Source organism: Microbulbifer litoralis (assembly GCF_023634065.1).
In the GTDB taxonomy this organism is placed as follows: domain Bacteria; phylum Pseudomonadota; class Gammaproteobacteria; order Pseudomonadales; family Cellvibrionaceae; genus Microbulbifer; species Microbulbifer litoralis.
On sequence record NZ_JALKCV010000012.1, the window covers coordinates 34619 to 59716 of the forward strand.

Annotated in this window: 16 protein-coding genes and 3 tRNA genes; 7 read left to right on the forward strand and 12 right to left on the reverse strand. The window is 62.4% G+C overall.

What is annotated here, in order from left to right; translation table 11 throughout:
* Positions 1-157: 157 nt before the first annotated feature.
* From MWN76_RS21190 to MWN76_RS16255, 3 genes are all read right to left on the reverse strand, one after another.
* The gene (locus tag MWN76_RS21190) at positions 158-2869 is read right to left on the reverse strand and encodes a winged helix-turn-helix domain-containing protein (RefSeq protein ID WP_250463171.1); all 2712 of its coding nucleotides are present in this window, start codon (positions 2867-2869) and stop codon (positions 158-160) included.
* Positions 2870-3078: 209 nt separating this feature from the next.
* Positions 3079-4056 carry an NAD(P)H-dependent flavin oxidoreductase gene (locus MWN76_RS16250; RefSeq protein ID WP_425606627.1) on the reverse strand — a complete coding sequence of 326 codons (978 nt, stop codon included), beginning with the start codon at positions 4054-4056 and terminating at the stop codon, positions 3079-3081.
* A gap of 55 nt (positions 4057-4111) precedes the next feature.
* Positions 4112-5269: an acyl-CoA dehydrogenase family protein gene (locus tag MWN76_RS16255; protein WP_250463174.1), complete on the reverse strand. Its 1158-nt coding sequence runs from the start codon at positions 5267-5269 to the stop codon at positions 4112-4114.
* Positions 5270-5421: 152 nt separating this feature from the next.
* Between MWN76_RS16255 and MWN76_RS16260 the strand changes: the two genes are divergently transcribed.
* The 6 genes from MWN76_RS16260 (at position 5422) to MWN76_RS16285 (ending at position 17538) form a co-directional block, all read left to right on the forward strand.
* Positions 5422-6033, forward strand: a complete 612-nt coding sequence (locus MWN76_RS16260) for a TetR/AcrR family transcriptional regulator (RefSeq protein ID WP_250463177.1) — start codon at positions 5422-5424, stop codon at positions 6031-6033.
* A 58-nt stretch (positions 6034-6091) separates the two neighbouring features.
* Positions 6092-7744 carry a GMC family oxidoreductase gene (locus MWN76_RS16265; RefSeq protein WP_250463179.1) on the forward strand — a complete coding sequence of 551 codons (1653 nt, stop codon included), beginning with the start codon at positions 6092-6094 and terminating at the stop codon, positions 7742-7744.
* Between the two features lie 456 nt (positions 7745-8200).
* Positions 8201-9571 carry a peroxidase family protein gene (locus MWN76_RS16270; RefSeq protein WP_250463181.1) on the forward strand — a complete coding sequence of 457 codons (1371 nt, stop codon included), beginning with the start codon at positions 8201-8203 and terminating at the stop codon, positions 9569-9571.
* Between the two features lie 342 nt (positions 9572-9913).
* Entirely contained in the window at positions 9914-11089 is a 1176-nt protein-coding gene (locus MWN76_RS16275) for an efflux RND transporter periplasmic adaptor subunit (protein WP_250463183.1), read from the forward strand.
* A 12-nt stretch (positions 11090-11101) separates the two neighbouring features.
* The gene (locus MWN76_RS16280) at positions 11102-14242 is read left to right on the forward strand and encodes an efflux RND transporter permease subunit (protein ID WP_250463185.1); all 3141 of its coding nucleotides are present in this window, start codon (positions 11102-11104) and stop codon (positions 14240-14242) included.
* Positions 14243-14592: 350 nt separating this feature from the next.
* Positions 14593-17538, forward strand: a complete 2946-nt coding sequence (locus tag MWN76_RS16285) for a di-heme oxidoredictase family protein (protein WP_250463187.1) — start codon at positions 14593-14595, stop codon at positions 17536-17538.
* A gap of 481 nt (positions 17539-18019) precedes the next feature.
* Here MWN76_RS16285 and MWN76_RS16290 read toward each other — a convergent pair.
* Positions 18020-18107: transfer RNA gene (locus tag MWN76_RS16290), tRNA-Ser, on the reverse strand.
* A 284-nt stretch (positions 18108-18391) separates the two neighbouring features.
* The gene (locus MWN76_RS16295) at positions 18392-18958 is read right to left on the reverse strand and encodes a nitroreductase family protein (protein ID WP_250463189.1); all 567 of its coding nucleotides are present in this window, start codon (positions 18956-18958) and stop codon (positions 18392-18394) included.
* A gap of 195 nt (positions 18959-19153) precedes the next feature.
* Between MWN76_RS16295 and MWN76_RS16300 the strand changes: the two genes are divergently transcribed.
* The gene (locus MWN76_RS16300) at positions 19154-20548 is read left to right on the forward strand and encodes an adenylate/guanylate cyclase domain-containing protein (RefSeq protein WP_250463191.1); all 1395 of its coding nucleotides are present in this window, start codon (positions 19154-19156) and stop codon (positions 20546-20548) included.
* 39 nt (positions 20549-20587) lie between these two features.
* Here the strand turns inward: MWN76_RS16300 and MWN76_RS16305 are convergent, their stop codons facing one another.
* The 7 genes from MWN76_RS16305 to MWN76_RS16335 form a co-directional block, all read right to left on the reverse strand.
* Positions 20588-21445 (reverse strand): sigma-70 family RNA polymerase sigma factor, encoded by an 858-nt coding sequence (locus MWN76_RS16305; RefSeq protein ID WP_250463194.1) that lies wholly within the window; start codon positions 21443-21445, stop codon positions 20588-20590.
* Positions 21445-21918 carry a carboxymuconolactone decarboxylase family protein gene (locus tag MWN76_RS16310; protein ID WP_250463196.1) on the reverse strand — a complete coding sequence of 158 codons (474 nt, stop codon included), beginning with the start codon at positions 21916-21918 and terminating at the stop codon, positions 21445-21447. Before MWN76_RS16310 ends, MWN76_RS16305 begins: the two co-directional genes overlap by 1 nt.
* Positions 21919-22025: 107 nt before the next feature.
* Complete coding sequence (gene queF, locus MWN76_RS16315; protein WP_250463199.1) at positions 22026-22856, reverse strand: NADPH-dependent 7-cyano-7-deazaguanine reductase QueF; 831 nt, start codon at positions 22854-22856, stop codon at positions 22026-22028.
* 81 nt (positions 22857-22937) lie between these two features.
* Positions 22938-23711, reverse strand: coding sequence for an ABC transporter permease (locus tag MWN76_RS16320; protein WP_250463202.1), 774 nt, complete (start codon positions 23709-23711; stop codon positions 22938-22940).
* Entirely contained in the window at positions 23708-24646 is a 939-nt protein-coding gene (locus MWN76_RS16325) for an ABC transporter ATP-binding protein (RefSeq protein WP_250463205.1), read from the reverse strand. The genes MWN76_RS16320 and MWN76_RS16325 overlap by 4 nt, the downstream gene beginning before the upstream one ends.
* 172 nt (positions 24647-24818) lie before the next feature.
* Positions 24819-24894 (reverse strand) — tRNA-Gly (locus MWN76_RS16330).
* A 41-nt stretch (positions 24895-24935) separates the two neighbouring features.
* Positions 24936-25011 (reverse strand) — tRNA-Glu (locus tag MWN76_RS16335).
* Positions 25012-25098 lie beyond the last annotated feature (87 nt).

The window sequence follows — 25098 nt, forward strand, 5'->3', positions numbered from 1 at the left end:
CCTCGCTTTCATTTTTATAGTGGCCCGGTCGGCGTACACCCTGACAACACCGCCGGAGCGTTGGAATCCACAGCAGTATGCGAAGACACAGACGAAAAAAACTCGTCCATTCCGATGAGATTTGGCAGGCCTGCGACGGTAAGTCGGGACGGGGGGATCAGCGGATCAGGTTCAGCTTGCGGGCCACGGCGACCGCCTCGGTGCGGCTGCGGGTCTGCAGTTTGCCGTTGATATTGCGCAGGTGGGTGCGGACGGTGTTTTCCGAGACGAACATGCGCTTGCCGATGGCGCCGTTGGACAGCCCCTCCACCAGCAGTTCCAGCACCCGGAATTCCTTGCGGGTCAGCTTTTCCTGCATACCGGCGGCCGCCGGTGTGGCGCGGGGCGGCGCCTGCGCGTCGCCGCGATCCACGGCCAGGGCCCGGAACAGTTCCACCGGGCGCTGTAACTGGTCCCGGTGGAAGGGTTGCCCCTGTTGCTCGGCCAGCCTTTGCAACAGCCGGACCGCCAGCTCGCCCTCGTCCAGTACCAGGCGCACATAGTGCTCGGAAGCGGCGATCTTGAGCAGGTCGCGCAGTTGCCGCAGCGCGGCGTTGTCGTCGCCGTGGCGACAGTGCGCCAACGCCAGCAGCAGGCGCAGTTTCAGCGCGCGGCGGCCGCGTCCGGAGGCCTCTGCAGCGGCGATGTCCCGCTTCAGTTCCCGCGCCGCGGACTCGCTGTCGGCAAAGTGGATCCTCCAGCGCAACTCCGCATCCCGCGGCGAATCCAGATCGCTGCCGAACAGGGACCAGCTGTCGAACCGGTTCCAGTCGCCGGCGGTCGCGGCGCGCTTGAGTTCATCCCGCGAGGCGGCCTTGTCACCCTCGAGCAGGAAAATGCGGGCGCGCTCCAGCCGCGCACTCGCCACCAGCCGCGGCAGGTCGTTGCGATAGCCGTAGTATTCCAGCTCGGTGATGGTCTGGAAGGCACCGTCGGTATCGCCGCGGGCACAGAGGATACGCGCCAGGTTGCGGTGGCCGCAGATCAGGTGATCGGGCACCCCCTGTTGCTGCATCAGCGGCACGTAGACCTGCAGCAAGCGCTCGGCATCGGCAAAGCGCCCGGACTCGTACCAGACCTCCGCCAGCAGTATCGATGCCATGGCGTTGCCGTTGGTTATAAAGCGGCCGTTGCGTTCGTTGACGCCGGCGGCCAGCACGAAGCGGGCGGTGGCCTGGCGCAGGCGCCCCTGCAGCAACTCGATCGCGCCCTCGACACACTGGGCGTAGATATGGGTAAAGGGACTGAAGTCGATCACCTGCAGGCGGCGGCCCGCGTCCAGCAGGTCCTGGGCCTCGCGGTAATTGCCCACCACCAGCGCCACATAGGCAAGCGAGGTGCGCAGGATCGCGTGGGGGAAGGCATGCTGCACCGGCAGGCGGTCGATATTTTCCAGCGCCACCCGATAGGCCTCGTCGTGGCGGTCCAGCATCGACAACAGCATGGGTCGCAATGCCATGCCGTGCATGCGGATCGCCGAGCCCTCGGCACTGCCCTGCTCGTAGTCGCCTAGCTGCGCCATCGCCTCGCCGGCGCCGCGGGTAAAGGCAATCGCCCATACGTGCACCACCTGCAGGTCGGGCCACTGCTGCAGCGCAGGCGGCGGCACTGTGCCCATCAGCCGCGTCAGTAGCAGTGCCCGCCCCTCCTCCAGCAACCGTTGCGCGTGCTCGGAGAACAGCGGCAGCGCAAACGCCATATCGCCGGATTTCAGCGCCTGCTCGATCGCCGGCACCAGCCGCCCCTGGGCCAGGTAACCGTCCGATGCCGCCCGGTGCAGCGCGTTGATTTCGCCCGGGATCTGCAGCTGCAACTGCGCGCGCAGGAAAGAGGCGAACATACTGTGGTAACGGAACCATCGGCGCTCTCCGTCGAGCGGCTCCAGCAGCAGATGCGTGCGGGCCAACTGTTCAAGGATTGCCGCGCTGTTGGTGCCGGGACAGAGCGCATCGCAGAGTTCGGCATTCAACTGCGGCAGTATGCTGGTGCGCAGCATGAACTGCCGCAGTTCGCCGGGCTGCCGGGCCAGCACCTCCTCGCCCAGGTAGTCGGCCACCAGCGCGCTGGAACCGGAAAAGCCGGCCACCAGCGCCGCCGGATCGCCGCTCCGGTCCAACGCCAGGTAGGCCAGCCACAGGGCCGCGGCCCAGCCCTCGGTGGTCCGGTGCAGCCGCGCAATTTCCTCCGTACTGATCGAAAGCCCGCAATTGGTGGCCAGGAACTGCGCGGTTTCCGCTTCGCTGAAACGCAGGTTATTGGCATCGATTTCCAGCAACTGCCCGCCCAGGCGCAGTCGCGCCAGGCCGATATCCGGTTGCGAACGCGAGCCCAGCAGCAGGCGCGCGCCCTCGGGGAGCCTCTCCACCAACTGCCGCAGCAGTGCCAGCGCCACGCTGTCCTGGATCACCTCCAGGTCGTCGAGAAACAGTACGAAGGGGGGCGGCAGGCTCTCGACCCGGTCCAGCAGGTCCATGGCGACAACACCGGGGGCATTGCCGACGTCCAGCTGCCAGGCGTCATCGCTGATTTTTTCCAGTGCGCGGGCGAGAAAATGCAACAGGCGGGAGGAATCGTTGTCGGCGCTGTCGAGCCGCATCCAGGCCGCCGGCACGCCGCGCGCGGCCAATCGGTCGTAGGCCTGCTGCATGAGTGTGGATTTGCCGAAACCGGCCGGGGCGCGCACCAGGGAAACCCTGATACCGCCGGCCTCGCACAGCCGCTCGCAGAGTGTCTCCCGGGCAATAAAGAATGGCGGCGCCTGCGGCCGCGACAACTTGGCCGGCTGTGCAACCACGCGCGGGGCGCTGGCGGCGCGGCCGGTTTCAATCACGGCCGCCTCCCCCGGCGGCGGCGCGGCGCCAGGCACTGCAACCGGCCGGTGGCAGCCGGTAGCGGGCCGCACCGGGCCTCTGCACAACTCCGCCAATATCCATGGATCTTCTCTCTCAACAGCCGCGGATTGATTATTTTTCTGGCCGCGGGCAATCTGAAATTAAGCACAGCTTCCCGCACTGTCAAATCCTGCGGGATACGGGGACATCAAAGGCCAAGGGAACGCGCGCGTGTACGGATCGCCTGCTCGGCCTCATCCACCATGCGCCGCAACAGTTCGGCGCAATCGGGGATATCGTCGATCAGGCCGATCACCTGCCCGGCGGTCCAGATACCACCCTCGATATCGCCGCCCTCCAGCACCTGTTCCCGCCCGCGCGTACCGGCGACCAGTGGCTGCAGGTCGGCGAAATCCGTCTCCCCCTGTTTCGCTTCGATTGCGACCACCTCTTTCGCGATAGAGTTGCCAAATACGCGCGCGGTATTGCGCAGGCTGCGGAAGATCAGTGTGGTCTGGCGTTCATCCGCCTCCACCATGGCCTGCTTCACCTTATCGTGTACCGGGGCCTCGCGCGTGGCCACGAAGCGCGTGCCCATATTCACCGCCTCGGCGCCGAGCATTAGCGCCGCTGCCAGCTGTCGACCGTTGCCGATACCACCGGAGGCGATCATCGGGATCGTCAGCCGTTTTGCCGCCGCGGGCAACAGCACCAGGTTGGTGACGTCGTCCTCACCCGGGTGCCCGGCGCACTCGAAGCCGTCCACGCTGACCGCGTCGCAGCCGATGGATTCGGCCTTGAGCGCGTGGCGCACGGAAGTGCATTTGTGGATGATCCGCACCCCGTTTTCCCTGAGACGCGGAATAAATTCCTGCGGATTGCGGCCCGCAGTTTCCACCACCTTGACACCGCCTTCGATGGTCGCGTCGAGGTACTCGTCGTAGGGCACCGGCTTGATGGTGGGCAGTATGGTCAGGTTCACGCCGAAAGGTTTGTCGGTCATTTCCCGGCAGCGCTGTATCTCGCGGAGCAATTCCTCCGGCGACGGCTGAGTCAGCGCAGTCAGTATGCCGAGGCCGCCGGCATTGGAGACGGCCGACGCCAACTCCGCACGCCCCACCCACATCATGCCGCCCTGGATAATCGGGTGCTCGATACCGAGCATCTGGGTCATTCTTGTTTTCACGATCGGGTCTCTTGTTGATCACGCTTTGCGCGGTGCGCCGCGCGCATTCGGCGGATTATCGTTTGTGGCGGAAATCCAGCCCCATATCCCTGGAAATAATTTCCCGCATCACCTCGCTGGTACCGGCGTAAATCCTGGAAATACGCGCATCGGCGTAGCGGCGGGAAATCGGGTATTCGTCCATGTAGCCGGCGCTGCCGTGGAACTGCAGACACTGGTCAACGACGCGTCCCTCAAGTTCCGAACAGAAGAGTTTCACCTTGGCCGCGTCGGCGGCATCGAGCCGGTTGGCGTTCTGGTCCAGCACGCAGCGATCGACAAACACCTGCGCCACATCCAGTTCGGTCTGCATGGAGGCAAACTGGAAGCGGTTGTTCTGGAAGCTGGCCACCGGCTGGCCGAACACTTTCCGCTCGCGGGAGAACGCCAGCGTCTCCGCCAGTGCGGCAGTGGCGTTCGCCAGCGAGCTGGCACCACTCTGCAGGCGCTCCTCGGCCAGGTTCTGCACCAGATAGTAGAAACCCCTGGCCGGATCCCCCAGCTGGTTTTCTTTCGGGATACGCACAGCGTCGAAAAACAGTTCCGCGGTGTCCTGGGCTTTCATACCCAGCTTGTCCAGGTTGCGACCGCGACTGAAACCCTCCATGCCCCGTTCCACCAGGAACAGGCCCAGTTGCCGCTCGCCCGCACCGCCGGTCTTTGCCGCCACCACGAACAGGTCGCCGATGATACCGTTGGAGATGTAGGTCTTGGCCCCGGTCAGTTTCCAGTGATCGCCACAGTCCTCGGCGCGGGTTTTCATCGACGCCAGGTCCGAGCCAGTATCCGGTTCGGTCATGGCGATACCGAGAATGGTTTCGCCACTGATGCAACCGGGATAGAAGCGGTCTTTTTGCTCCTCAGTGGCGAGATTGCCCAGGTAGCGCCCCACCAGTCGGTTGTGGGCGGGAATGAAGATATCGCCGCAGCCGGCGCGATACAGTTCCTCGATCAGTATCTGGTCGTAGCGGAAATCGTTGAGCCCCAGGCCGCCGAAACGCTCCTCGGCCCACATGAACAGGAAGCCCTGCTCCCCCGCCCGGCGGAAAATCTCCCGATCCACCAGGCCGTCGCGGCGCCACTGCTCCATGTTCGGCACGGCTTCCACCTGCAGGAATTTGCGCACTGACTCGCGGAACATGTCGTGCTCGCTGTCGAAAAGCATTCGCTCCATGACACTGCCTCTCCCATCGACCGGCCGGATTTGTGACTTTTCCAGCATCATAGATAACATACTTGCTTGCCGCAAGTATGTTTATTGAATAGACTGGCTCCAACAGGCAGAACCGGGTCCGGATCTGCGCCATAAACAGGGTGTGACAACAGATGAGTACCGGGAAAGCGCGCATGACCCAGGCGGAGCGCACTGCCCAGTCGGATCGGCGGATGTTCGACGCCGCCGTCCGGCTGATCGTGGAACAGGGGCCGCAGCGGGCCACCCTGGCGGATATCGGAACAGAGGCCGGCTACAGCCGCGGCCTCGCCGCCTACCGCTACAAGACCAAGGACGTGTTTTACAGCGCACTGATCGAGCACCTGCACAACCTGTGGTGTGGCGAACTGGACCGCGCCATCGCCGGCAGCAGCGGTCTGGACACCATCCTCGCCGCGGTCAGCGCGCTGCAGAATTTCGTGCAGACCGATCCGGATCGGCTGCGGGCGATGTTCAAACTCTATTACCACACCATCGATCACCACTCGGATATGACCCGCAAGCTGCAGGAGATCCACACCAGCCAGCGCCGCCAGGCGGCCCGCTGGGCCAGCCAGTGCCCGCGGTTCGATGCGGAACATTACTCGGCGGAGGGTTTTGCCGAGCAGTATTGCGCACTGGTGTTCGGTGCCATTTACCAGTGGCTGGTCAACCCGCAGGCGATCGACCTGACGCAACTACTGGAGCGCTGCAAGAACAGCCTGCAACGGATTGCGCCGGGATAACGACAACCCGCAAGCAACCCGAAAGAACAGCCACAAAAAAACAATAAACGGGGGCGGTATGAGAGAAACACTGGAATTCGATTATGTCATTGTGGGCGGCGGCTCCGCCGGCTGTGTAATGGCCAACCGCCTCAGTGCCGACGGGCGCCACAGTGTCTGCCTGCTGGAGGCCGGGCCGCCGGACAACAGTGCGCTGATCCGTATCCCCATCGGTATCGGCCTGCTGGTGGCCGGCGACCGCTACAACCTCGGCCACTACACGGAACCGCAGGAACGGCTCAACGACCGCCGCCTGTTCTGGCCCCGCGGGCGCACCCTCGGCGGCTCCAGCGCCATCAACGCGATGGTCTACATCCGCGGCAATGCCGGCGATTACGACGACTGGGCGCGCGCCGGCAATCCCGGCTGGGACTGGCGGTCGATGCTGCCGTATTTTCTCCGCGCGGAGGGCAACGAGCGCGGCGCCTGCAAGCTGCACAGTGGCGATGGTCCCCTGTCGGTATCGGACCTGCGCTACAAAACCGGTGCCGGCGAAGCCTTTGTACAGGCCGCCGCAGAGGCCGGTCACCCGCTCAACAGCGATTTCAACGGCGAACACCAGGCCGGCTTCGGCTTCTTCCAGGTCACACAGAAAAACGGTCGCCGCTGTTCCGCTGCCAATGCCTACCTGCACCCGGTGGCGATGCGGGACAACCTGACGGTCATCACCGACGCCCGGGCGGAGCGGATCCTGTTTCGCGCCGACACCGCCACCGGTGTGCAACTGCTGCGCGGCCCCAGAGTGGCGGCGCGGCGGGAGGTCATCCTGTGCGCCGGTGCGCTGCAGTCGCCCCAGCTGCTGCTTCTGTCCGGCATCGGCTGCGAACGACAATTGCGGCAACACGGCATTGCCACCCGCCTGCACCTGCCGGGTGTGGGCGAGAACCTGCAGGACCACCTGGACGTGACCCAGGTTGTTCGGGTCAACCGGCCCATCACCTTCAACAACGCCCCCTGGCCGCTGCTGAAGGCCGCCGCCAGCCTGCCGCAACTCCATTTCCGGAACTGCGGCATGCTGACCAGTAACGGCGCCGAGGCCGGCGGCTTCAGCAAGTCCTCCCGCGCCGGTGAGTTTCCCGACCTGCAGTTCCACCTGACCGCCGGCCCGCTATTCGATCACGGCCGCGACCGGCGCTGGGGTTACGGCTACTCCCTGCACGTGTGCGGCCTGCGCCCGCAGAGCCGCGGCAGCGTCCGCCTGCGCAGCGCCGATCCCACCGACCTGCCGCGGATCGACGCCAACTACCTGCACAGCGCCGCAGATCTCGATGTGTTGATCGAAGGCGTACAACAGGCCAGCGAAATCATCGACCAGCCGGCACTGCAGCAGTACCACCGGAAATACTGGCTCCCGGAGCGGCGCCTTCGACGGCGGCAAGAGGTGATCGACTTTATCCGCGCCCACGCGGAAAGCGTCTATCACCCCGTGGGCAGCTGCAGGATGGGCGACGATGCGCTGGCAGTCGTGGACCCGCAACTTCGCGTCCGGGGTATCGGCAGGCTGCGGGTCGTGGATGCCTCCATCATGCCGAATATCGTCAGCGGTAACACCAATGCGCCGACCATCGCCCTGGCCGAAAAAGCCGCCGACCTGCTGCGAAATAAAACTGCCAAAAGGCCTGCCAGATCCACCGATAGTCGCCCTGTATCGGCCGTGACAGGCAGAGAATGAAATGTACCGGAAAATGATTTTCCGCCAGCCTGGATTCCTGGAAAAAGCCAATACGCCATAGCACCGAAAAACAGTAAAGACAGCGCCCGATGCGGAACAAAAGAATCAATCGGGCGCGGCTTTAAACAACAATAAAAACCGACGTACTGGCTGCAATTACACACCATTACCCGGCAAAGAAATTGCCGCTGAAGCTGTTGTAGACTCACCCCCGCCCGCGACGGAGACCGCGTACCGGTAGCGCGCACGCGTATCGGAAACGCGGGCTCCGGGGGCGATCTGATTTCTATCCGCCCGATTTCACCAGCCGGTAGCAGATTACGTTCCCCCGATTTGCCACCACCCCGGCTGGAGCCTCGTGGTCCACCAAGAGACACCCTGCCATCAACGGCGGATAAGCGGATCCAATCATTTCGTGAGGTCGACGGAAAACCGAAAACACAAGGAGAAAACATCATGAAAAGACCGCACGGTATGCGCTACGGACTCCCCGACCTGCTGGAGAGAACCTCGCGCGAGGAGGATGCCTGCCACGATCGTTTCCGCAGTCATTTCGGGCGTATCTGGGCCGCCCGCAGCGACCAGCCATTTGACGAGGAAGAGCTGGCCAAGCTCTCCACCCTGATGGAGGAAGACGACGAAAATACCAGTACCGATACCGACACCCCGATTGGCCTCGCAATCTTCGGCCAGTTTATCGATCACGATATCACCCTGGATGCCACCACCCGGCTCGGCCACGCCGCGGGCAACCCGGAGCGGATCGAGAATTTCCGCACCCCGCGCCTGGACCTGGATTCCATCTACCTGGACGGCCCCGAAGCGAGCCCTTTCCTCTACGACGGCCACCACCTGCTTGTCGGCACCGACAGGAACCCACTGGATGTACAGCGGGTGCATCGCAATGGTATTCCCTCCACCGCCATCATCGGCGACCCACGCAACGACGAGAATATTTTTATCGTCCAACTGCAGAGCCTGTTTATCCGTTTCCACAACTTCGTCGTCGACCGGATTGAAGCCGGCAAGATCAACAAACGCGACCTGCCGGATGCCGCAGATACCTTCCACCAGGCCCAGGCACTGTGCCGCCGCACCTACCAATGGCTGGTGGTCAACGAATTCCTGCCGGCAGTGGTGGAACAATCGGTGCTGGCCGACTATATCAGCGGCTTCGAATCCGGAAAGCTGCCCGGCCCGATAGACTGGGAAACGGCTCCCGCCATGCCGGTGGAGTTCGCCGGCGCCGCCTACCGCTTCGGCCACAGTTTTATTCGCCAGGACTACCGCCTCAACGACGTGGTGGCCGGTGACCTGTTCGCCTTCGACACTTTCTCTCCGGTCGAGGAATACATGAATATCGACTGGAAATACCTGTTCGACCTGGACGGCAGCAGCTACCTGAAAGCCAAGGCGATCGACACCAGGCTGGCCAGCGCTCTGTTCAACCTGCCCTTTGCGGAGCCGCCGCAGAACAACCTGGCGGCCCGCAACCTGATCCGCGGCCAGTTGACCTTCCACCTGCCGAGCGGCGAACAGACGGCCCGGAACATGGACCTGGAAGCGCAGGAAAAACACGTGGCCATCGCAGCGCTGGGCATGGACGAGACTCCGCTGTGGTTCTACACCCTGTCCGAGGCGGAGAGGAACGGCGGCAAACTCGGCCCGGTGGGCGGCAGCATTGTGGCCGGCACCCTGCTGCAGATGCTGCTGCGGGACGACGGCTCCTACATCCACACCTGCAAGGGTTTCGCCCCCTGCGAGGTGTTCGGTTTCGATCCGGAACAGTCCGTATTCGCCGGCATTGCCAAAGCCCTGCAGGAATAGACAGAGGGAATGGGAAGGGCCCGCTCTCGGGTCCTTCTCCTACAGGTCAATGGCACACGCTCAATCGCGGCGGACCCCATGGCACGCTACCGGAACAGGACTTTCCTGCCATTTGGCACACTTTGACACCGAACAACTTCCACCCCCGGCAATTTTTTTCCGGGGCTGCATCCAGATTCCCACCCCGCCCAGTCAATAACCCCGTTGGCATGGACATTCGCCGCCGATCCGGTTCGCTCCGGCTCCGGGACGTGGCCGACCCGGGCATTTCGTGCTCCCATGAACCCGCCAACAATAACGACCGCCACAGGCGGATTTCACAACCCAGGCAAGATGAGACCGATGAACAAGAAATACTTCAAAGCTGCCGCACCGGTCGCCGTGCTGGCAGTGGCTTTCGGGGCTGTCCAGTTGATGTCCGCCGCCAAACAGGCGCCCGAGAAAAAAGAGGAAGAGCAGCGCCTGGTATCGCTGGTGTACACCCAGGCGCGGGAACAGGCGGTCCATCTCAATGTGCGCACCCAGGGGGAAGTTCGCGCGCATACCGAAATCGATCTCTCTGCCGAGGTGTCCGGCCGCATCGTCGCCATTTCCGATAATTTCGCCGAGGGCGCCGGCTTCGAGCCCGGCGAAACCCTGGTCCAGCTGGACGACGCCGATTACCGGCTCGCCCTGGCCCGCGCCAAGGCCGGTGTGGCACAGGCGGAAGTCCTGCTGCTGCAGGCCCGGGCGGCCGCCTCCATCAAGCGCCAGCAGTGGCTGCAGCTGAATCCGGACAGGGAGCCGACGCCGCTGCAGGTAAACCGGCCCCAGGTCGCGGAAGCGGAAGCCAACCTGCGTTCCGCCCAGGCGGAACTGTCGGATGCCGAGCGCGACCTGGCGCGCACCCGCATCGCCCTGCCCTACCGCGGCCGCGTGGCCAGCCGCGCGGTGGGCGTGGGCCAGTATGTCACCACCAACACACCGCTGGGCCGGGTCTTTGCCACCGACCGCATGGAGGTGCGGCTGCCGCTGACCGATGCGCAACTGCAGGAACTGGACCTGCCCATGGGCTTTGTCGCCGGCGAACAGAATCCGGGCCCGCAGGTCACCCTGTCGGCCCAGGTGGGCTCCCGGCAGCACCAGTGGCGCGGGCGCATCGTGCGTACCCAGGCCTCGGTAGACCAGCAGACCCGCCTGATCTACGCCGTGGCGGAAGTGAACGACCCCTACGGTGCCGGCGCCAGTGACGGCGCCCCCCTGGCGGTGGGGCTCTTCGTGAGCGCCGAGGCCCAGAGCACCCGCGAGCGCCGCGCGGTGGTACTGCCGCGCGAGGCACTGCGCAACGCCGACAAGGTGTACGTGGTCGACGGGGATGATCAACTGGATATCCGCACCGTGGATGTCCTCTCCACGTCCGAAAACCGCGTTGTGGTCGCCTCCGGTGTCGCCGATGGCGAGCGCGTGGTGACCTCCACCGTCGCCAATGCCGTCGACGGCATGCAGGTGCAACCCATCACCCACCTGGCCCGCAAGTAACGGAGTGCGCAGATGAACAAGTTGATCGCATGGTGGGCCCGCAACAGCGTCGCCGCCAATCTGGCCATGGTGGGCATTTTCGTGGCCGGCCTGATCGGGTTCTTCAGTATGGAGCGGGAAATGGACCCGCAGGTGCGCTTCCCGGGCCTGGAAATCCGCGTCGCCTGGCCGGGCGCCGCACCGCAGGAAGTGGAGGAGCAGATCGTCGCCCGTATCGAGGAGTCGGTCAGCGACCTGGACAATATCGACTGGGTGCGTTCCACCTCCTCCGAGGGCATGGGCGAAGTGTATATCCTGGCCGAGACCTCGGTGGATTTCTCCCGCTTCATGAACGACGTCAAGATCCGCGTCGACGGTATCTCTTCTTTCCCGCGCGATATCGAACCGCCGCAGGTGCACCAGTGGGTCAACCGCGAGGAGTTTATCCGCGTGGCCGTCCACGGCGACCTGGGCGAGCGGAAACTGAAACGGCTGGCGGAACAACTGCGGCGCGAGGCCGCCACCCTGCCGGCCATCTCCATCGTGGAATTGTTCGGCACCCGCCGGGAGGAAGTCTCGGTGGAAGTCAGCGAGCGCGCGCTGCGCCGCTACGGCATGACGTTCCAGGACGTGGCCGATGCCATCCGCAACAGCTCCATCAACCAGTCCGCGGGCACCGTGCGCACCGAGGTGGGCGCCTACCAGCTGAAAGTGCGCAACCAGGCGGATAGCGAACAGGAATTTGCCGATATCATCGTGCGCCAGACCGACGACGGCGGCACCATCCGCGTGGGCGATGTGGCCACGGTGATAGATGGCTTTGAAGACAACGAAATCCTCGCCACCCTCAACGGCGAGCCGGCGGTGCTGCTGCAGGTGATGAGCACCGAGACCATGGATATCGTCACCGCCTCCGAATCCATCCGCAAATGGATCGACGAGCGCGGCGAGACCCTGCCCCCCGGTGCGAAACTCACGCTGTGGACCGACAACGCCGAGGCCTTCGAGGGCCGGCTGGATACCATCGGTACTTCCGCCTTCCAGGGCCTGATCCTGGTGCTGTTGGTACTGGTACTGAGTCTGCGCCCGAAGGTGGCCTTCTGGGTCGCGATCGGTATTGCCACCGCCTACGCCGGCGCCTTCGTGCTGCTGCCGAGCGTCGGCGTGTCCCTGAACATGCTGTCCACCTTCGCCTTCCTGCTGGTGCTGGGGATCGTCGTGGACGATGCCATCGTGGTGGGCGAAAGCATCCATACCGAATCCCACAACCCCGAACACCGACACGCGGGCGGCGGGCTGGACGCGGCCGTGCTCGGCACCCAACTGGTGGCCAAGCCGGTGATCTTCGCCGTCGTGACCACCATACTCGCTTTCCTGCCGTGGATTTTCATCTCCGGTTCCACCAGCGAGTTCACCCGCCATATCACCTGGGTGGTGATACTGGCACTGCTGTTCTCGCTGATTGAATCCCTGTTTATCCTGCCGGCACACCTCGGCAACCTGAAACCGCGCACCGAACTCGGCCGGTTCGGGCGCATGCAGAAACGCATCGCCGACGGCATCGTCCATTTCGCCCAGCACCGCTACCGCCGTATCGGCCAGTGGGCCGTGGACCACCGCTACCTGACCGCAAGTATTTTTGTCGCCGTGCTGATGATCGGCTTCGGCCTGTTCGGCAGCGGCTGGGTCAAGAAAAGCTTTATGCCGGAGATCGAATCCGACCAGGTTATCGTCAACGTGACCATGCCCGAGGGCGCGCCCTACAGCCGCGCACTGGAAATCCTGGCCCAATTGCAGGACGCCGAGAAGCAGCTGGAACACGAAGTCAACGAGCGCACCGACGGCCAGGGTGCACTGATCGAGAACTGGTACACCCGCTCCCGGCGCGACAGCGTCATGGCCATCGTGCAACTGGCGCCGCCGGAAGTCCGCGAGATGTCGGCCAAGGACGCCGCGCTGCGCCTGCGGGAACTGATCGGCGACGTGCCCGACGCCAAGGAAGTGTCGGTACAGTATTCCTTCAACAACAACGGCCCCGGTTTCGAGCTGTCCATCCGCCACCCGGACCTGGGCGTACTGCGCGAGGCCACCGCGGAGCTGGAAGACAAACTGCGTACCTACGAAAGTCTCTACGACGTGCGCAACAACCTGGAGGGCGCCTCTGAGGAAATCCGCATCGAACTCAAGCCCGGCGCCACCCGGCTCGGGCTGACCCTGGCGGACGTCAACCGCCAGGTGCGCCAGGCCTATTTCGGTGAAGAGGTCCAGCGCCTCCCCCGCGCCGGCCAGGACGTCAAGGTCATGGTGCGCTACCCGCGCGAATCCCGCCGCTCCATCGAGAGCCTGAAGGACTTCCGCGTGCGCACCGAAGACGGCCGCGAAGTACCGCTGCTGGCGGTGGCCGACCTGGAATACGCGCCGGGTATCAAGCGCATCCAGCGCTGGAACGGCAACCGCGCCGCGCGGGTGATGGCAGACCTGAAAGACGACGTGCGCGGCGAGATCATGGAAGACCTGGAAAAGAACTTCTTCCCCGACTGGGAAAAACGCCACCCGGGCATCATCCGCGGCGCCGTAGGCCAGGCCGAGGGCGAGAAGCGCTTTATCCAGGAAGTCCTGGGCCTCTACACCATGGCCTTCTTCGCCATGTACAGCCTGCTGGCGGTGGCCTTCCGCAGCTACTTCCAGCCGATCCTGATCCTGGTCGCCATCCCCTTCGCCTTCGTCGGCGCCATTCTCGGCCACGGCATCATGGGCATGACCATGGCCATCTTCAGCTACTTCGGCATCGCCGCCGCGGCGGGCGTGGTGGTCAATGACAACCTGGTGCTGATGGACCACTGCAACCGCTTGCGGGAGAGGGGGATGGAGCCGCTGAAAGCCATCGTCGAAGCCGGCGCAGCCCGCTTCCGCCCCATCCTGCTGACCACCGTCACCACCATCGTCGGCCTGATGCCGATGATGATGGAGCGCAGCATCCAGGCGGCCTTCCTGCAGCCGATTGTGGTGGCACTGGCGTTTGGGGTGTTTGTGGCCTTCTTTGTGACGCTATTGCTGGTGCCGGCGCTTTATGGGATTGGGGTGGATATTGGAGCTTTTGGTGCGCGCACGAGAGACCGCTTGAAAGCATTGCTTGCGGGAAAAATACAGGGCGAGGCTGCATCTGCAGAGTAAGGCGCTTTCGCTTCCCGGGAATGGCAGCACGAGAGCCCGGAGTGGAGAACCCCATGGCAGGTTCAAAACAGGGCTCTTCGTAAATTAGCGTGAAGCCACCGGCTTCATATTCAGGCCGTCGCAAATCTACACTGCTGATATCCCTCGGAGAGCTGATCCCCAGCACAGCGCATAGTGCCCACTTACATCCGCGAATACCTTCTCACCAGTGCCCCTATCAAAGGGGCGATTATGCTATAAGCTCACATTTTCTCCACGAAGAGCCTGTTAAGATAGGAAAATTTTTCCAATACAGCGGATTTGCCACCAAGTATTGGCTCTCGATAATCGAAATTGGAGAAAAACTGACCATGCGCTGGTTCCTCACCCTATTTTTAACATTGACGATATCAGCCTGCGGTGGCGGGGGTAGCTCTGACGACAATGACAGCGCACCACCTGCGGAAGTGCCTGCCGAACCCGACCCCGAGTCCCCTCCCATTGGCGAACTACCCGAACCAGATTTTGAGTCAGCGCCAGTCACCGGTATCAGCCCACTGCCGTCCGCTGATGCGCCTGTACTACCAGCGCCACCGGCAGCGCTGCGCCTGGCAGCTGACTATGACAAAAGTCAGTTAGCGCAACCCATACCCATCACTGCCATCACCGCGAGCTCATCCGGTGACGAAAACGACAATAACACTGCTGCAAAAGCCGTTGATGGCGATTTCAGCAGCCGCTGGGAAAGTGCCTGGAATGACGATATCGCCGACCCCGACGATGCCTGGCTGCAGTTCGATTTTGGTAGCAAAACCGCTATCGGTTATATGAAACTTTACTGGGAAAACGCGTATGCCGATGAATACGCCATCTATATTTCCGACAATGCGGAAGACTGGTATCAATTGCGCTACATCACCGCCGGTAAAGGCGACACCGAGGCTTTTTTCAACCTCAATATCGACGCCCAGTATGTGCTCCTGCAAGGTATTCGTCGCCACACCCAGTATGGCTACTCGCTATTTGAGGCCGAGTTCAAAACACCCGGTCGCGATAATTCAATGCCAACACTGGACACCTCCTATCTGTCTTACCCATTAGACGGTAGTGGCCGCCAGCCCCCACCAGCGCCAGCGGACCCGATTGAAAGTATCAGTTTTACCCTGGCCGATGGCACGCTGGTGACCCGTTTTGGCATGGTCGGCCGCTCACGCCACGCGCGTGAACGCGGCGAGGAGTGGAATGAATACGGTTTTGGCCGCAATGATACCGTTGATGGTCAAGGCAACCCGGTGGACAAGGGGCCTGGTGCACACCTGAACTTTGTCGCCAATTACTTTAAGAACCGCACCTGGGGCGTTGAGTTTATCGACAACAGCAACGTCCCTGGTGTCACCGAGCCACACATTATCGTCAACCAGTACTTTCAGCAGGCGCAGAAAGGTGGAGGACATTCCTTTGTACGCCGCTTCGATGACCCCAATGTCACCGGTTTTGGCTGGATGAGCCCTGGTGATCTGCTTGATGATTCAACCTATCTCAGCGATGGCGCGCCATGTGAGGTAGTCCCCAAACCTGCCAACAACAAGCTAAGGAGACCCAATAGCGGCTACGACGGGATTACCGGTGCCAACGACGGCTGCAGCGTGGTGTTCGATACCTATCCCGGCCACAGCGCCCTGGTCGAGAATGCCGACGGCGTGTTGGTGCCCGGCGGCGGAAACGTGCCAGCGCGGCCGTTGGAAAAAGGCGACATCATCGAGTTCACCAGCTCGTTTTTCTCGACTCGCGCGGCCATGGATGCAATCGGCGATGATGGCGCAGTTCGTTATTATACCAACGAACTGACTTACGTAATGGGGGAAGGTTTGCGCCCCTGGTATGGCCTACAGCCGCGGTTGATGAACGAACCCTTGCCCAAGCACACCCTACAGGGTGGATTGGGTTCGGTGTCATACGATTACGCCGACAATGCCAGCTTTATCTTTCAACAACCCCACAACAACGTCGGCATGCAAAATATCCAGCGTTTTATGGAGGGCCGGCGCTGGTTACACACCAACCTCTGGAGCGGCGAGCACAATGAAGCCGGCAACGACCGCAATGATGCAGGCCGGGAACTCCAAGGTCACCATTTCAACCAATCGACCTGCGTCAGCTGCCATATCAATAATGGCCGCAGCGTTGCACCGGTAGTCGCCAATCAACGATTAGACACCATGGTGGTGCGTGTGGGTGGCGCTGAGAACAACAACAACCCCGACAGTGGTGAATACTACTGGCCACATCCTGTCTATGGCCAAAGTTTGCAAATGAATGCGCGCTCCACTACCAGCGGCGCCAGCGAAAACTGGGGCAACGCCGCTTATGTGGCTGGCTTCGAGAGCCACAAGGTAACCCTTGCCGATGGCAATGTGATTACACTGCGCAAACCCACTATCGCCTTTGAAGGACCGGTACCCGACTCGTATTCGCTGCGCGCGGCGCAACCGTTAATTGGCATGGGGCTGTTAGAGGCCATTGCCGATGACACCATTCTGGCACGAGTTCGCAGCACACCAGACGAGGATGGCGTACTCGGCACAGCCAACTACGCTTACGATCCCGAAAGCGGCGAGGTACGCTTAGGCCGCTATGGCTGGAAAGCAGGCAAGGTCAGCCTGCGTCACCAGGTAGCCAACGCCGCCCTGCTCGATATGTCAGTGACCTCATCGGTTTATCCAAACCGTGACTGTTTGGCCGGCCCGAAATACTGCGATCCTGCCAGCGGTACCGAAGCTGGCTTACCCGATGACGCGCTGCAACTGATGACCGATTACTTGCATTTGTTGGCGGTACCCGCGCAACGCAGCCAAGTAAGCGGTTTTCCCCGAGGCGTGTCCCCATTACCCTACCTGGACGTCGATCCCAATAAGATCGAGCAAGGCGAGCAAGTGTTCAACGACATCCGCTGTAACGCTTGCCATGTTGGCGAAATACAAACCAGCGCGCGTTCGCGCTTCGCCGAAGTCCGCAACCAGACAATTCGGCCATACACCGACCTGCTGCTGCACGATATGGGCGAAGGCTTGGCCGATGACTTTGCCGAAGGCGTCGCCAACGGCCGCATGTGGCGCACACCAGCGTTGTGGGGCATCGGCTACACAAAATACGTCGCCGGCGACATACCCGTTGGCTATTTACACGATGGCCGCGCCCGCACCCTCACCGAAGCCATCGTCTGGCATGGCGGTGAAGCTGAAGCGATTAAAAACCGCTTTACCAACCTCAGCAGCGAAGACCGCGAAGCGCTTCTGGCGTTTTTAGGATCGCTGTAGGAAGTGCGAGCCCCAATGCCACGTTGACGGCTTATTAAGCAAGGGATTGCGTGATTAATGAGCCGTTATTTAGTGGTCAAGCGATTGAGGCCACAGCCCTGCCGCACGCATTGCTGCGTTGCACCCCCCGTACGCCGGGCGGCTGCTGGCCTGGTGCGGGGCAATACGCCCACCTTCAACCAGTTGTTGCAACGGTACGCGAAAGAGTACGGCTTTAAGGTGCGATAACTGCTGACCAGCCCAACCATACCGAGGGGAACGGGGGACTCAGGCCGCTCGCCCCTGGCTCAATCTTTCTTCTTTGAGCCGCTTGGGGAACTGAACAAATTTCGGGGGCGCCACCCGGGGAGGGATTAGCTCGCTTCGCTCGCTGGTCTCCGGCGCTACGCGCCTCCGGCTCGAACGGGGCTCTCACCCAAATCCTCCTCACCGCCACATACAAAAAAGGCCCCATGCGCGAGCATGGGGCCTTTTTTGTATGTGGCGGTGAGGGAGGGATTCGAACCCTCGATACCTTGCGGTATACACACTTTCCAGGCGTGCTCCTTCAGCCACTCGGACACCTCACCGGATTCTGATTGTCACGTTTCGCCGGCCGTCTCATCGACTCCGAACCGCACGCCTGCGTGCTCGTTACGCCCTACGGGCGTGGTCTCCGCTACGCTCCGGCTCAGCCACTCGGACACCTCACCGGATTCTGATTGTCACGTTTCGTCGGCCGTCCCATCGACTCCGAACCGCACGCCTGCGGTTTTTTACTTCGCTCGGCGAAGCTCAAATTGCCTGCTAAATCAGGGACATAGCCCCGTTCAGCGAGCGCGCACTTTACAAAAACGAGGGCGGCAGTGCAACCCTAATGTGCCTCCCAGTGGGTAAAAAATTCCTCCAGGGGCAGATCCGGGGCGCTGCGGGGTGGTTTCTGGGGGGTGCCCATATAGATGAAGCCGTCGATGCGCTCGTTGTCCGCCAGGCCCAGTTGTTCCGCCACCAGCGGGTTGGTGGCCAGGGGGCCGGTGCGCCAGTAGGCGCCGACGCCCTCGGCGAAGGCGGCGGTCAGCATGGCCTGTACGGCGCCGGCGGTGGACTGGTGCTGTTCCAGATGCGGGACCTTGGGGTGGTCCCGCAGGCAAGTGATGGCCACCACCAGCAGCGGGGCGCGCAGGGGCATGTTCAGGGTTTTCTCCCGCTGGCCGGCGCCCAGCGGCTCGCCGGCCGCCTGCTCGGCCGCGCGCAGGAAGACCTCGCCCAGGCGATGGCGGGCCTCCCCTTCCACCAGCAGGAAACGCCACGGGCGCAGGAGGCCGTGGTCCGCCGCGCGCAGGGCGGCGCGGAAGATGTTCTGCCGCTGCGTCTCATCCGGTGACGGATCGGTCAGCACACCGATCGAGACTCGATTGTGCAGGGCCGTCAGGGCATCCATCGCTCTCTCCTGTCTTTGGCGTCAACAAAACGGGGGATTCTACCGCAGGGCGGCGGTGCGCGAGAAAGAACTTCGCAATATTCGTCCGGGCAGAGTACACTTCCCGGCTGCCGCGTGCGCCAGCTCTCATTTTTGGTAAAAGCTGCCGCACGACACCAGTTTGGTTATTTTCTGCGCAACAAAAGACAACTTCCAATGCAGGACCAGCCTGTTGAAAACGCCGGGCGGAATGTTGATTCTCGCTATCCGTATTACTTCCGCACCCTGATCTGTTTCGCGGCGGCGGGTACGCTGCTGAACGCGGTCAGTTGGTCCTCCCCCTGGAACCTGGACAAGGTTTTGCTGCTGGGCATGGCCGCCCTGCTGCTGGTCTATACGGCAATCGCCTACCGTATCAGCCGCCACGCCCTTCCCGAGAATGCGCCCAATATCCGGCGCTGGCTGTCGTTCACCGACGCGGCCATGATCGGTATCGCCATCGCGCTGGCCAATTTCAGCCTGCTGCCCACGCTGCTGTTCGTCACCATGGTGCAGTTCAATGCGCTGACCGAGGGTGGCGGACGCCGCTGGTTCGAACACAACACCGGGCTGCTACTCGGCGTCGGCACCGGCTACCTGATCCACAAGCCGACCATGGTGGTCAACGCTGACCTGACCATCAGCGCCGCCAGCCTGATCGGTGTCTTCACCTATTTCTGTGCCTACGCCTTCTATACCCACAAGCAGATTGCCAGCCTGAAGAAGACCAACCGCACGCTGACCAGCGAACAGCATGTGAACAAGATGCGGACCTACAAGCTGTCCAAGTACCTGCCCCAACGCCTGTGGCGCGCGGTGACCAACGGCCGCGAGAACGAGCTGGCGACCGAGCGCAAGCTGCTGACCGTGTTCTTTTCCGATATCAAGGATTTCAGCCAGCTGACCGAAGAGCTGGAGGCGGAGACCTTTACCCTGCTGCTGAACAACTACCTGTCGGAAATGGCGCGTATTGCCGGCCAGTACGGCGGCACCATCGACAAGTTCATCGGCGACGCGGTGATGGTGGTGTTCGGGGACGACGAGAGCAAGGGCCCCAAATCCGATACCCTGCGCTGCGTGGCCATGGCTCTGGCGATGCGCAAGCGCGTGCGTGAAATGAAGCAGGAGTGGTACAACAAGGGCATCGCCCGGCCGCTGCAGGTGCGCATGGGTATCAATACCGGCTACTGCACCGTGGGCATTTTCGGCACCGCCCATCACCAGTCCTACACGGTGATGGGCACCCACGTAAACCTGGCCGCGCGCCTCGAGGGTGCCGCGCAGCCGGGGGAAATCCTGATCAGCCACGAGAGCTGGGCGCTGATCAAGCACTCGGTCATGTGCCGCGACAAGGGCCATGTGACGGTGAAGGGCTTCAGTACCCCGGTGAAGGTTTACCAGGTGACCGACCTGCGCAAGAACCTGGGTGGACAGCAGAGCTACCTGGAAGACCACGCGCCCGGCTTCTCCATGCATATGGACCTGGACAAGATCCGCAATTACGACAAGGACCGGGTGTTGCAGGCGCTGGACAAGGCGACCAAGACGCTCAAGAGCAAAGTCATTATCTGAATTGGGGCGCACGACCCAGTGCGCCTTTTTATCATCCGATCAGTGCAGGTGCCCCAGCTTGTCCGGGTTCCGCACCACATAGATCGCCGCAACCTTGCCATCCTCGATATCCAGCGCGGTCACCTGGATTTCCCCATCGGCCTCCCGCGTGATAAACCCGGGCAACCCGTTGATGAAGCCGGTGCGAACAAGCTGTGAGCCGTGCTTGATAAACAGCGCCGCCAGCCCTTCGTGCAACTTCAACACGGAATAAAAACCGACCACGGGCTGCGTAGCCGCCGAACGCTTGCCGCCGCCATCGGCGTGCAGGCTGATATCGGCCGCCAACATCGAGCCGAGCGCCTTCATATCGCCACTGCGGGAAGCGGCAAAGAAGGCCTCGGCGAGTTCGAGGCCGCGTTTCCTGTCCACCTCGTAGCGGGGCCGCGCGTCGCGGACTCGCTTGCGCGCGCGGGCGGCGAGCTGCCGGCAGGCGGCCGGGCTGCGCCGGATGGTCCCGGCCACTTCCTCAAAACCGAGACCGAACACATCGTGCAGCAGGAAAGCCGCCCGCTCCAATGGCGAGAGGCGCTCCAGGGCGAGCATCAGCGGCAGGGTGACATCCTCGCCCTCCTGCTCTTCGAGCAGTGGCTCGGGAAGCCACGGGCCGATATAGGTTTCGCGCCGGTGGCGCGCGGATTTGAGCTGGTCGAGACAGAGCCGCGTGACGGTGCGGCGCAGGAAGGCTTCAGGCTCGCGCACCCGATCGCGATCGGTCCCCATCCAGCGAATGAAGGCCTCCTGGACAATATCCTCGGCATCGGCGACCGAGCCCAGCATGCGATAGGCGACCCGCACCAGGCCCGGGCGCAGCGGGTCGAAGCTGCCCGCTGCCTCCGCAAGCGCATCAGCGGCCATCAGGCCGCCGTTCCCCTGGCCCCGGCCTTCGCAGCCTCGGGCTCGATCCACAGACCGAAGCCCACCGCGAGCCGGTTCCAGCCGTTGATGACATTGATCATCAGGGTGAGATTCACCTGCTCCTCCGCGGAGAAATGCTCGACCAGCGCCTCCCGCGCCTCCTCGTGCGTATGCCCTTCGGAGAGCCGGGTCAGGGCCTCGGTCCAGCCGAAGGCGGCGCGTTCGCGATCCGTATAGCAGGGGGCCTCGCGCCAGGCGGACAGCAGGTAGATGCGCTGTTCGGTCTCCCCCTGCGCGCGGGCTTCCACCGTATGCATATTGATGCAGTTGGCGCAGCCGTTGATCTGCGAGGCGCGGATCTTCACCAGCTCGATAAGGCTGGACTCGAGGCTGGCGGCGACGGCGAGTGACGTGCCGATCCAGCTTTTCATCAGGGACGGGGCGGCGGCAAAGGGATCGATGTTGGCAGTCATGATGGGACTCCTCTGTTGGTTTCCCCCTATAGACGAGACAGGGCCCGCCAATGTGACATGCACGCCAATTTTTCTGCTTTTTGCGGGACCGGCGGCCTTGCCGCCCGCTACTGCCGGGCGAACCTTCCCGGCAGTTTCGCTTCCGCTCGCGAACTGCGCAGCGGATTGATATCCAGGCCGCCGCGGCGGGTGTAGCGCGCGCAGACGGTCAGTTGATCGAATGCCGCCAGTTTCTGCAGGTCACAGAATATCCGCTCTACACAGTGTTCGTGAAAATCCTGGTGTTCGCGGAAAGAGACGATATAGGCCAGCAGCGCCTCGCGGTCCAGGGCCGGCCCCTTGTACTCGATGCAGACCGTCGCCCAGTCCGGCTGGCCGGTGACCGGGCAGTTGCTGCGCAGCAGGTGGCTGTACAGGGTCTCGTCTGCCTGCTCGCCGCCGGCGTCCAGCTTCAGCAGGGCCGCATCCGGCTGGTAGTGGCGGATCTCGATATCCAGTTGATCCAGGCAGCTGCCCTGCGGCCTTTGCACCGTCAGCCCGGGATCCTCGACCCCGAACAGCTCGACCGCAACCGGGCCGCCGGCGGCTGCGCCCAGGTCCCGCGCCAGTATATCCCGCACCACCTTATCCGAGTCGAAGCGGGTCTGGTTGAAGGAATTCAGGTACAGCTTGAACGACTTGGATTCCACCATATACGGCGTGGTGGCCGGGAAGCTGAACTTCGCCACGGCCACCCGGGGCAACCCTTTCGCATTCAGCCAGGACAGCTCGAAGCCCCACCACTCGTCCTCACCGGAAAACGGCAACGCGTCCTCCCCAATCTGCAGGTGCGCGCGGGAAATGGCGCGCTCGATCGGGTGCAGCAGTTGCGGGTTGTAACGGGATTCATAGGTGGTTTCCCTGCCCAGCGGCAGGTTTTGCCAGTCTTCGCGGTTCATCGGACTTGTCACCCTCAATGGTACCCGGAGTCGGCGTAGGGTGCGCCGCGCGCACCCTGCAAGCCCCGGGAAAATACCGGTTTAGTGTCGCAGGCGCTTGCCGTGGCTCATCAGGTGCAGGCCCCACGCGGACAGCAGGGCGATAAAGACCAGCACGCCGACAAATGCCCAGAACACATTGATATCCGACACACCCAACACACCGTAGCGGAAGGCGTTCACCATATAGAGTACCGGATTCAGCTTGGACAACCCCTGGAAGAACGGCGACAGCAACTCGATGGAATAGAAAACGCCGCCGAGATAGGTCAGTGGTGTCAGCACGAATGTGGGGATGATCGAGATATCGTCAAAGCTGTTGGCATAGATCGCGTTGATAAAGCCCGCCAGGGAAAACAGCACCGCCGCCAGGAATACAATGGAAACGGTCAGGCCGATATGCTGAACCGTCAGGTTGGTAAAAAAGAGCGCGATCAGTGTTACCACGAACCCCACAATCAGGCCCCGCGCCACACCGCCCAGCACATAGCCGGCCATGATGATCCAATTGGGCGTGGGCGAGACCAGCAGCTCCTCGACATTGCGCTGGAACTTCGCGCTATAGAATGAAGACGCCACATTGGAGTAGGAGTTGGTGATCACCGCCATCATGATCAGCCCCGGCACGACAAACTCCATATAGGAGAAGCCGCCCATCTGGCCGATACGGCTGCCGATCAGCGAACCGAAAATGACGAAATAGAGCGACATGGTGATTACCGGCGGCACCAGTGTCTGCGGCCAGATGCGGGTGAAGCGGCGCACTTCACGGCGCAGGATGGTGGAGAAGGATGTCCAGATAGCGTCGGTGTTCACTGCTCGTCTCCCTCTGCGTCACGTTCATCCGCCAGCAGGGAGACGAACAGCTCCTCCAGGCGATTGGCGCGGTTGCGCATGCTGGTTACGGTGATTTCCTGCGCGGCCAGGCTGGTGAACAGGTCCGTCAATGACTGGCCCTTCTCCACCGTCACCTCCAGGCTGTGTTCGTCCAGCAGGCGGCCGTCGAAGTCGCCCAGGTCCGGGCAATCTTCCAGGGTGTTCGCGGTATCGAGAATAAAGACCTCGCGGCTCAGGGTTTTCAGCAGCGACTTGATGGAGGTGTTCTCGACGATATCGCCCTTGTCGATGATGGCGATATTGCGGCACAGGCTCTCCGCCTCTTCCAGGTAGTGGGTGGTCAGGATAATCGTGGTGCCCTGGCGGTTGATCTCCTCGAGGAAGGTCCACATGGAGCGGCGCAGCTCGATATCCACGCCGGCGGTGGGCTCATCCAGGATCAGCAGCCTGGGTTCGTGGATCAGCGCGCGGGCGATCATCAACCGGCGCTTCATGCCGCCGGACAGCATGCGCGCCTGCACATTGCGCTTGTCCCACAGCCCCAGCTGTTTCAGGTATTTTTCCGTGCGCTCTTCCGCCAGGTTGCGCGGCATGCCGTAGAAACCGCCCTGGGTGCAGACGATGTCGTACACCTTTTCAAACTGGCTGAAGTTGAACTCCTGCGGCACGACCCCCAGCATCTGTTTGGCTGCCGGGAAATTGCTGTCGATATCGATTCCGAAGATGGACACACTGCCGCCGGTTTTGCGCACCAGGGAGCAGATGATGCCGATGGTGGTGGACTTGCCGGCGCCGTTGGGGCCCAACAGGGCGAAGAAGTCCCCGGGCTGTACCTCGAAGCTGATGCCTTTCAGGGCCCGGAAGCCGTTGTCGTAGGTTTTTTCCAGATTCTGGATGGAGAGCGCTGCGGTCATTACTGCCTCCTGATACTGAGGGCGCTATTCAACTCGCTCGGCGGGGATATTTCAACCGGATGGACTGCAGGGAATGGAGCAGCCCCACGGGTAGCCCGGATGAAACGCAGCAGAATCCGGGAAGATCACTGCGGAAAATAAAAAAGCCGCTCGATGAGCGGCTTTTTTATTCTGGAGCGGGAAACCGGGTTCGAACCGGCGACCTCAACCTTGGCAAGGTTGCGCTCTACCAACTGAGCTATTCCCGCTTTTCTGGCAAGCCCGGCAGCGCAACGCTGCCGGGCTGTATTGGCATCCCCAAGGGGAGTCGAACCCCTGTTACCGCCGTGAAAGGGCGGTGTCCTAGGCCTCTAGACGATGGGGACAGAAAACTTGCACTTGGCCCCGATGAACCAATGCTGCCACACTGCCGGTGGCATCGCCAGTGGAAATTCCCCTGGCAACTCCCTGTA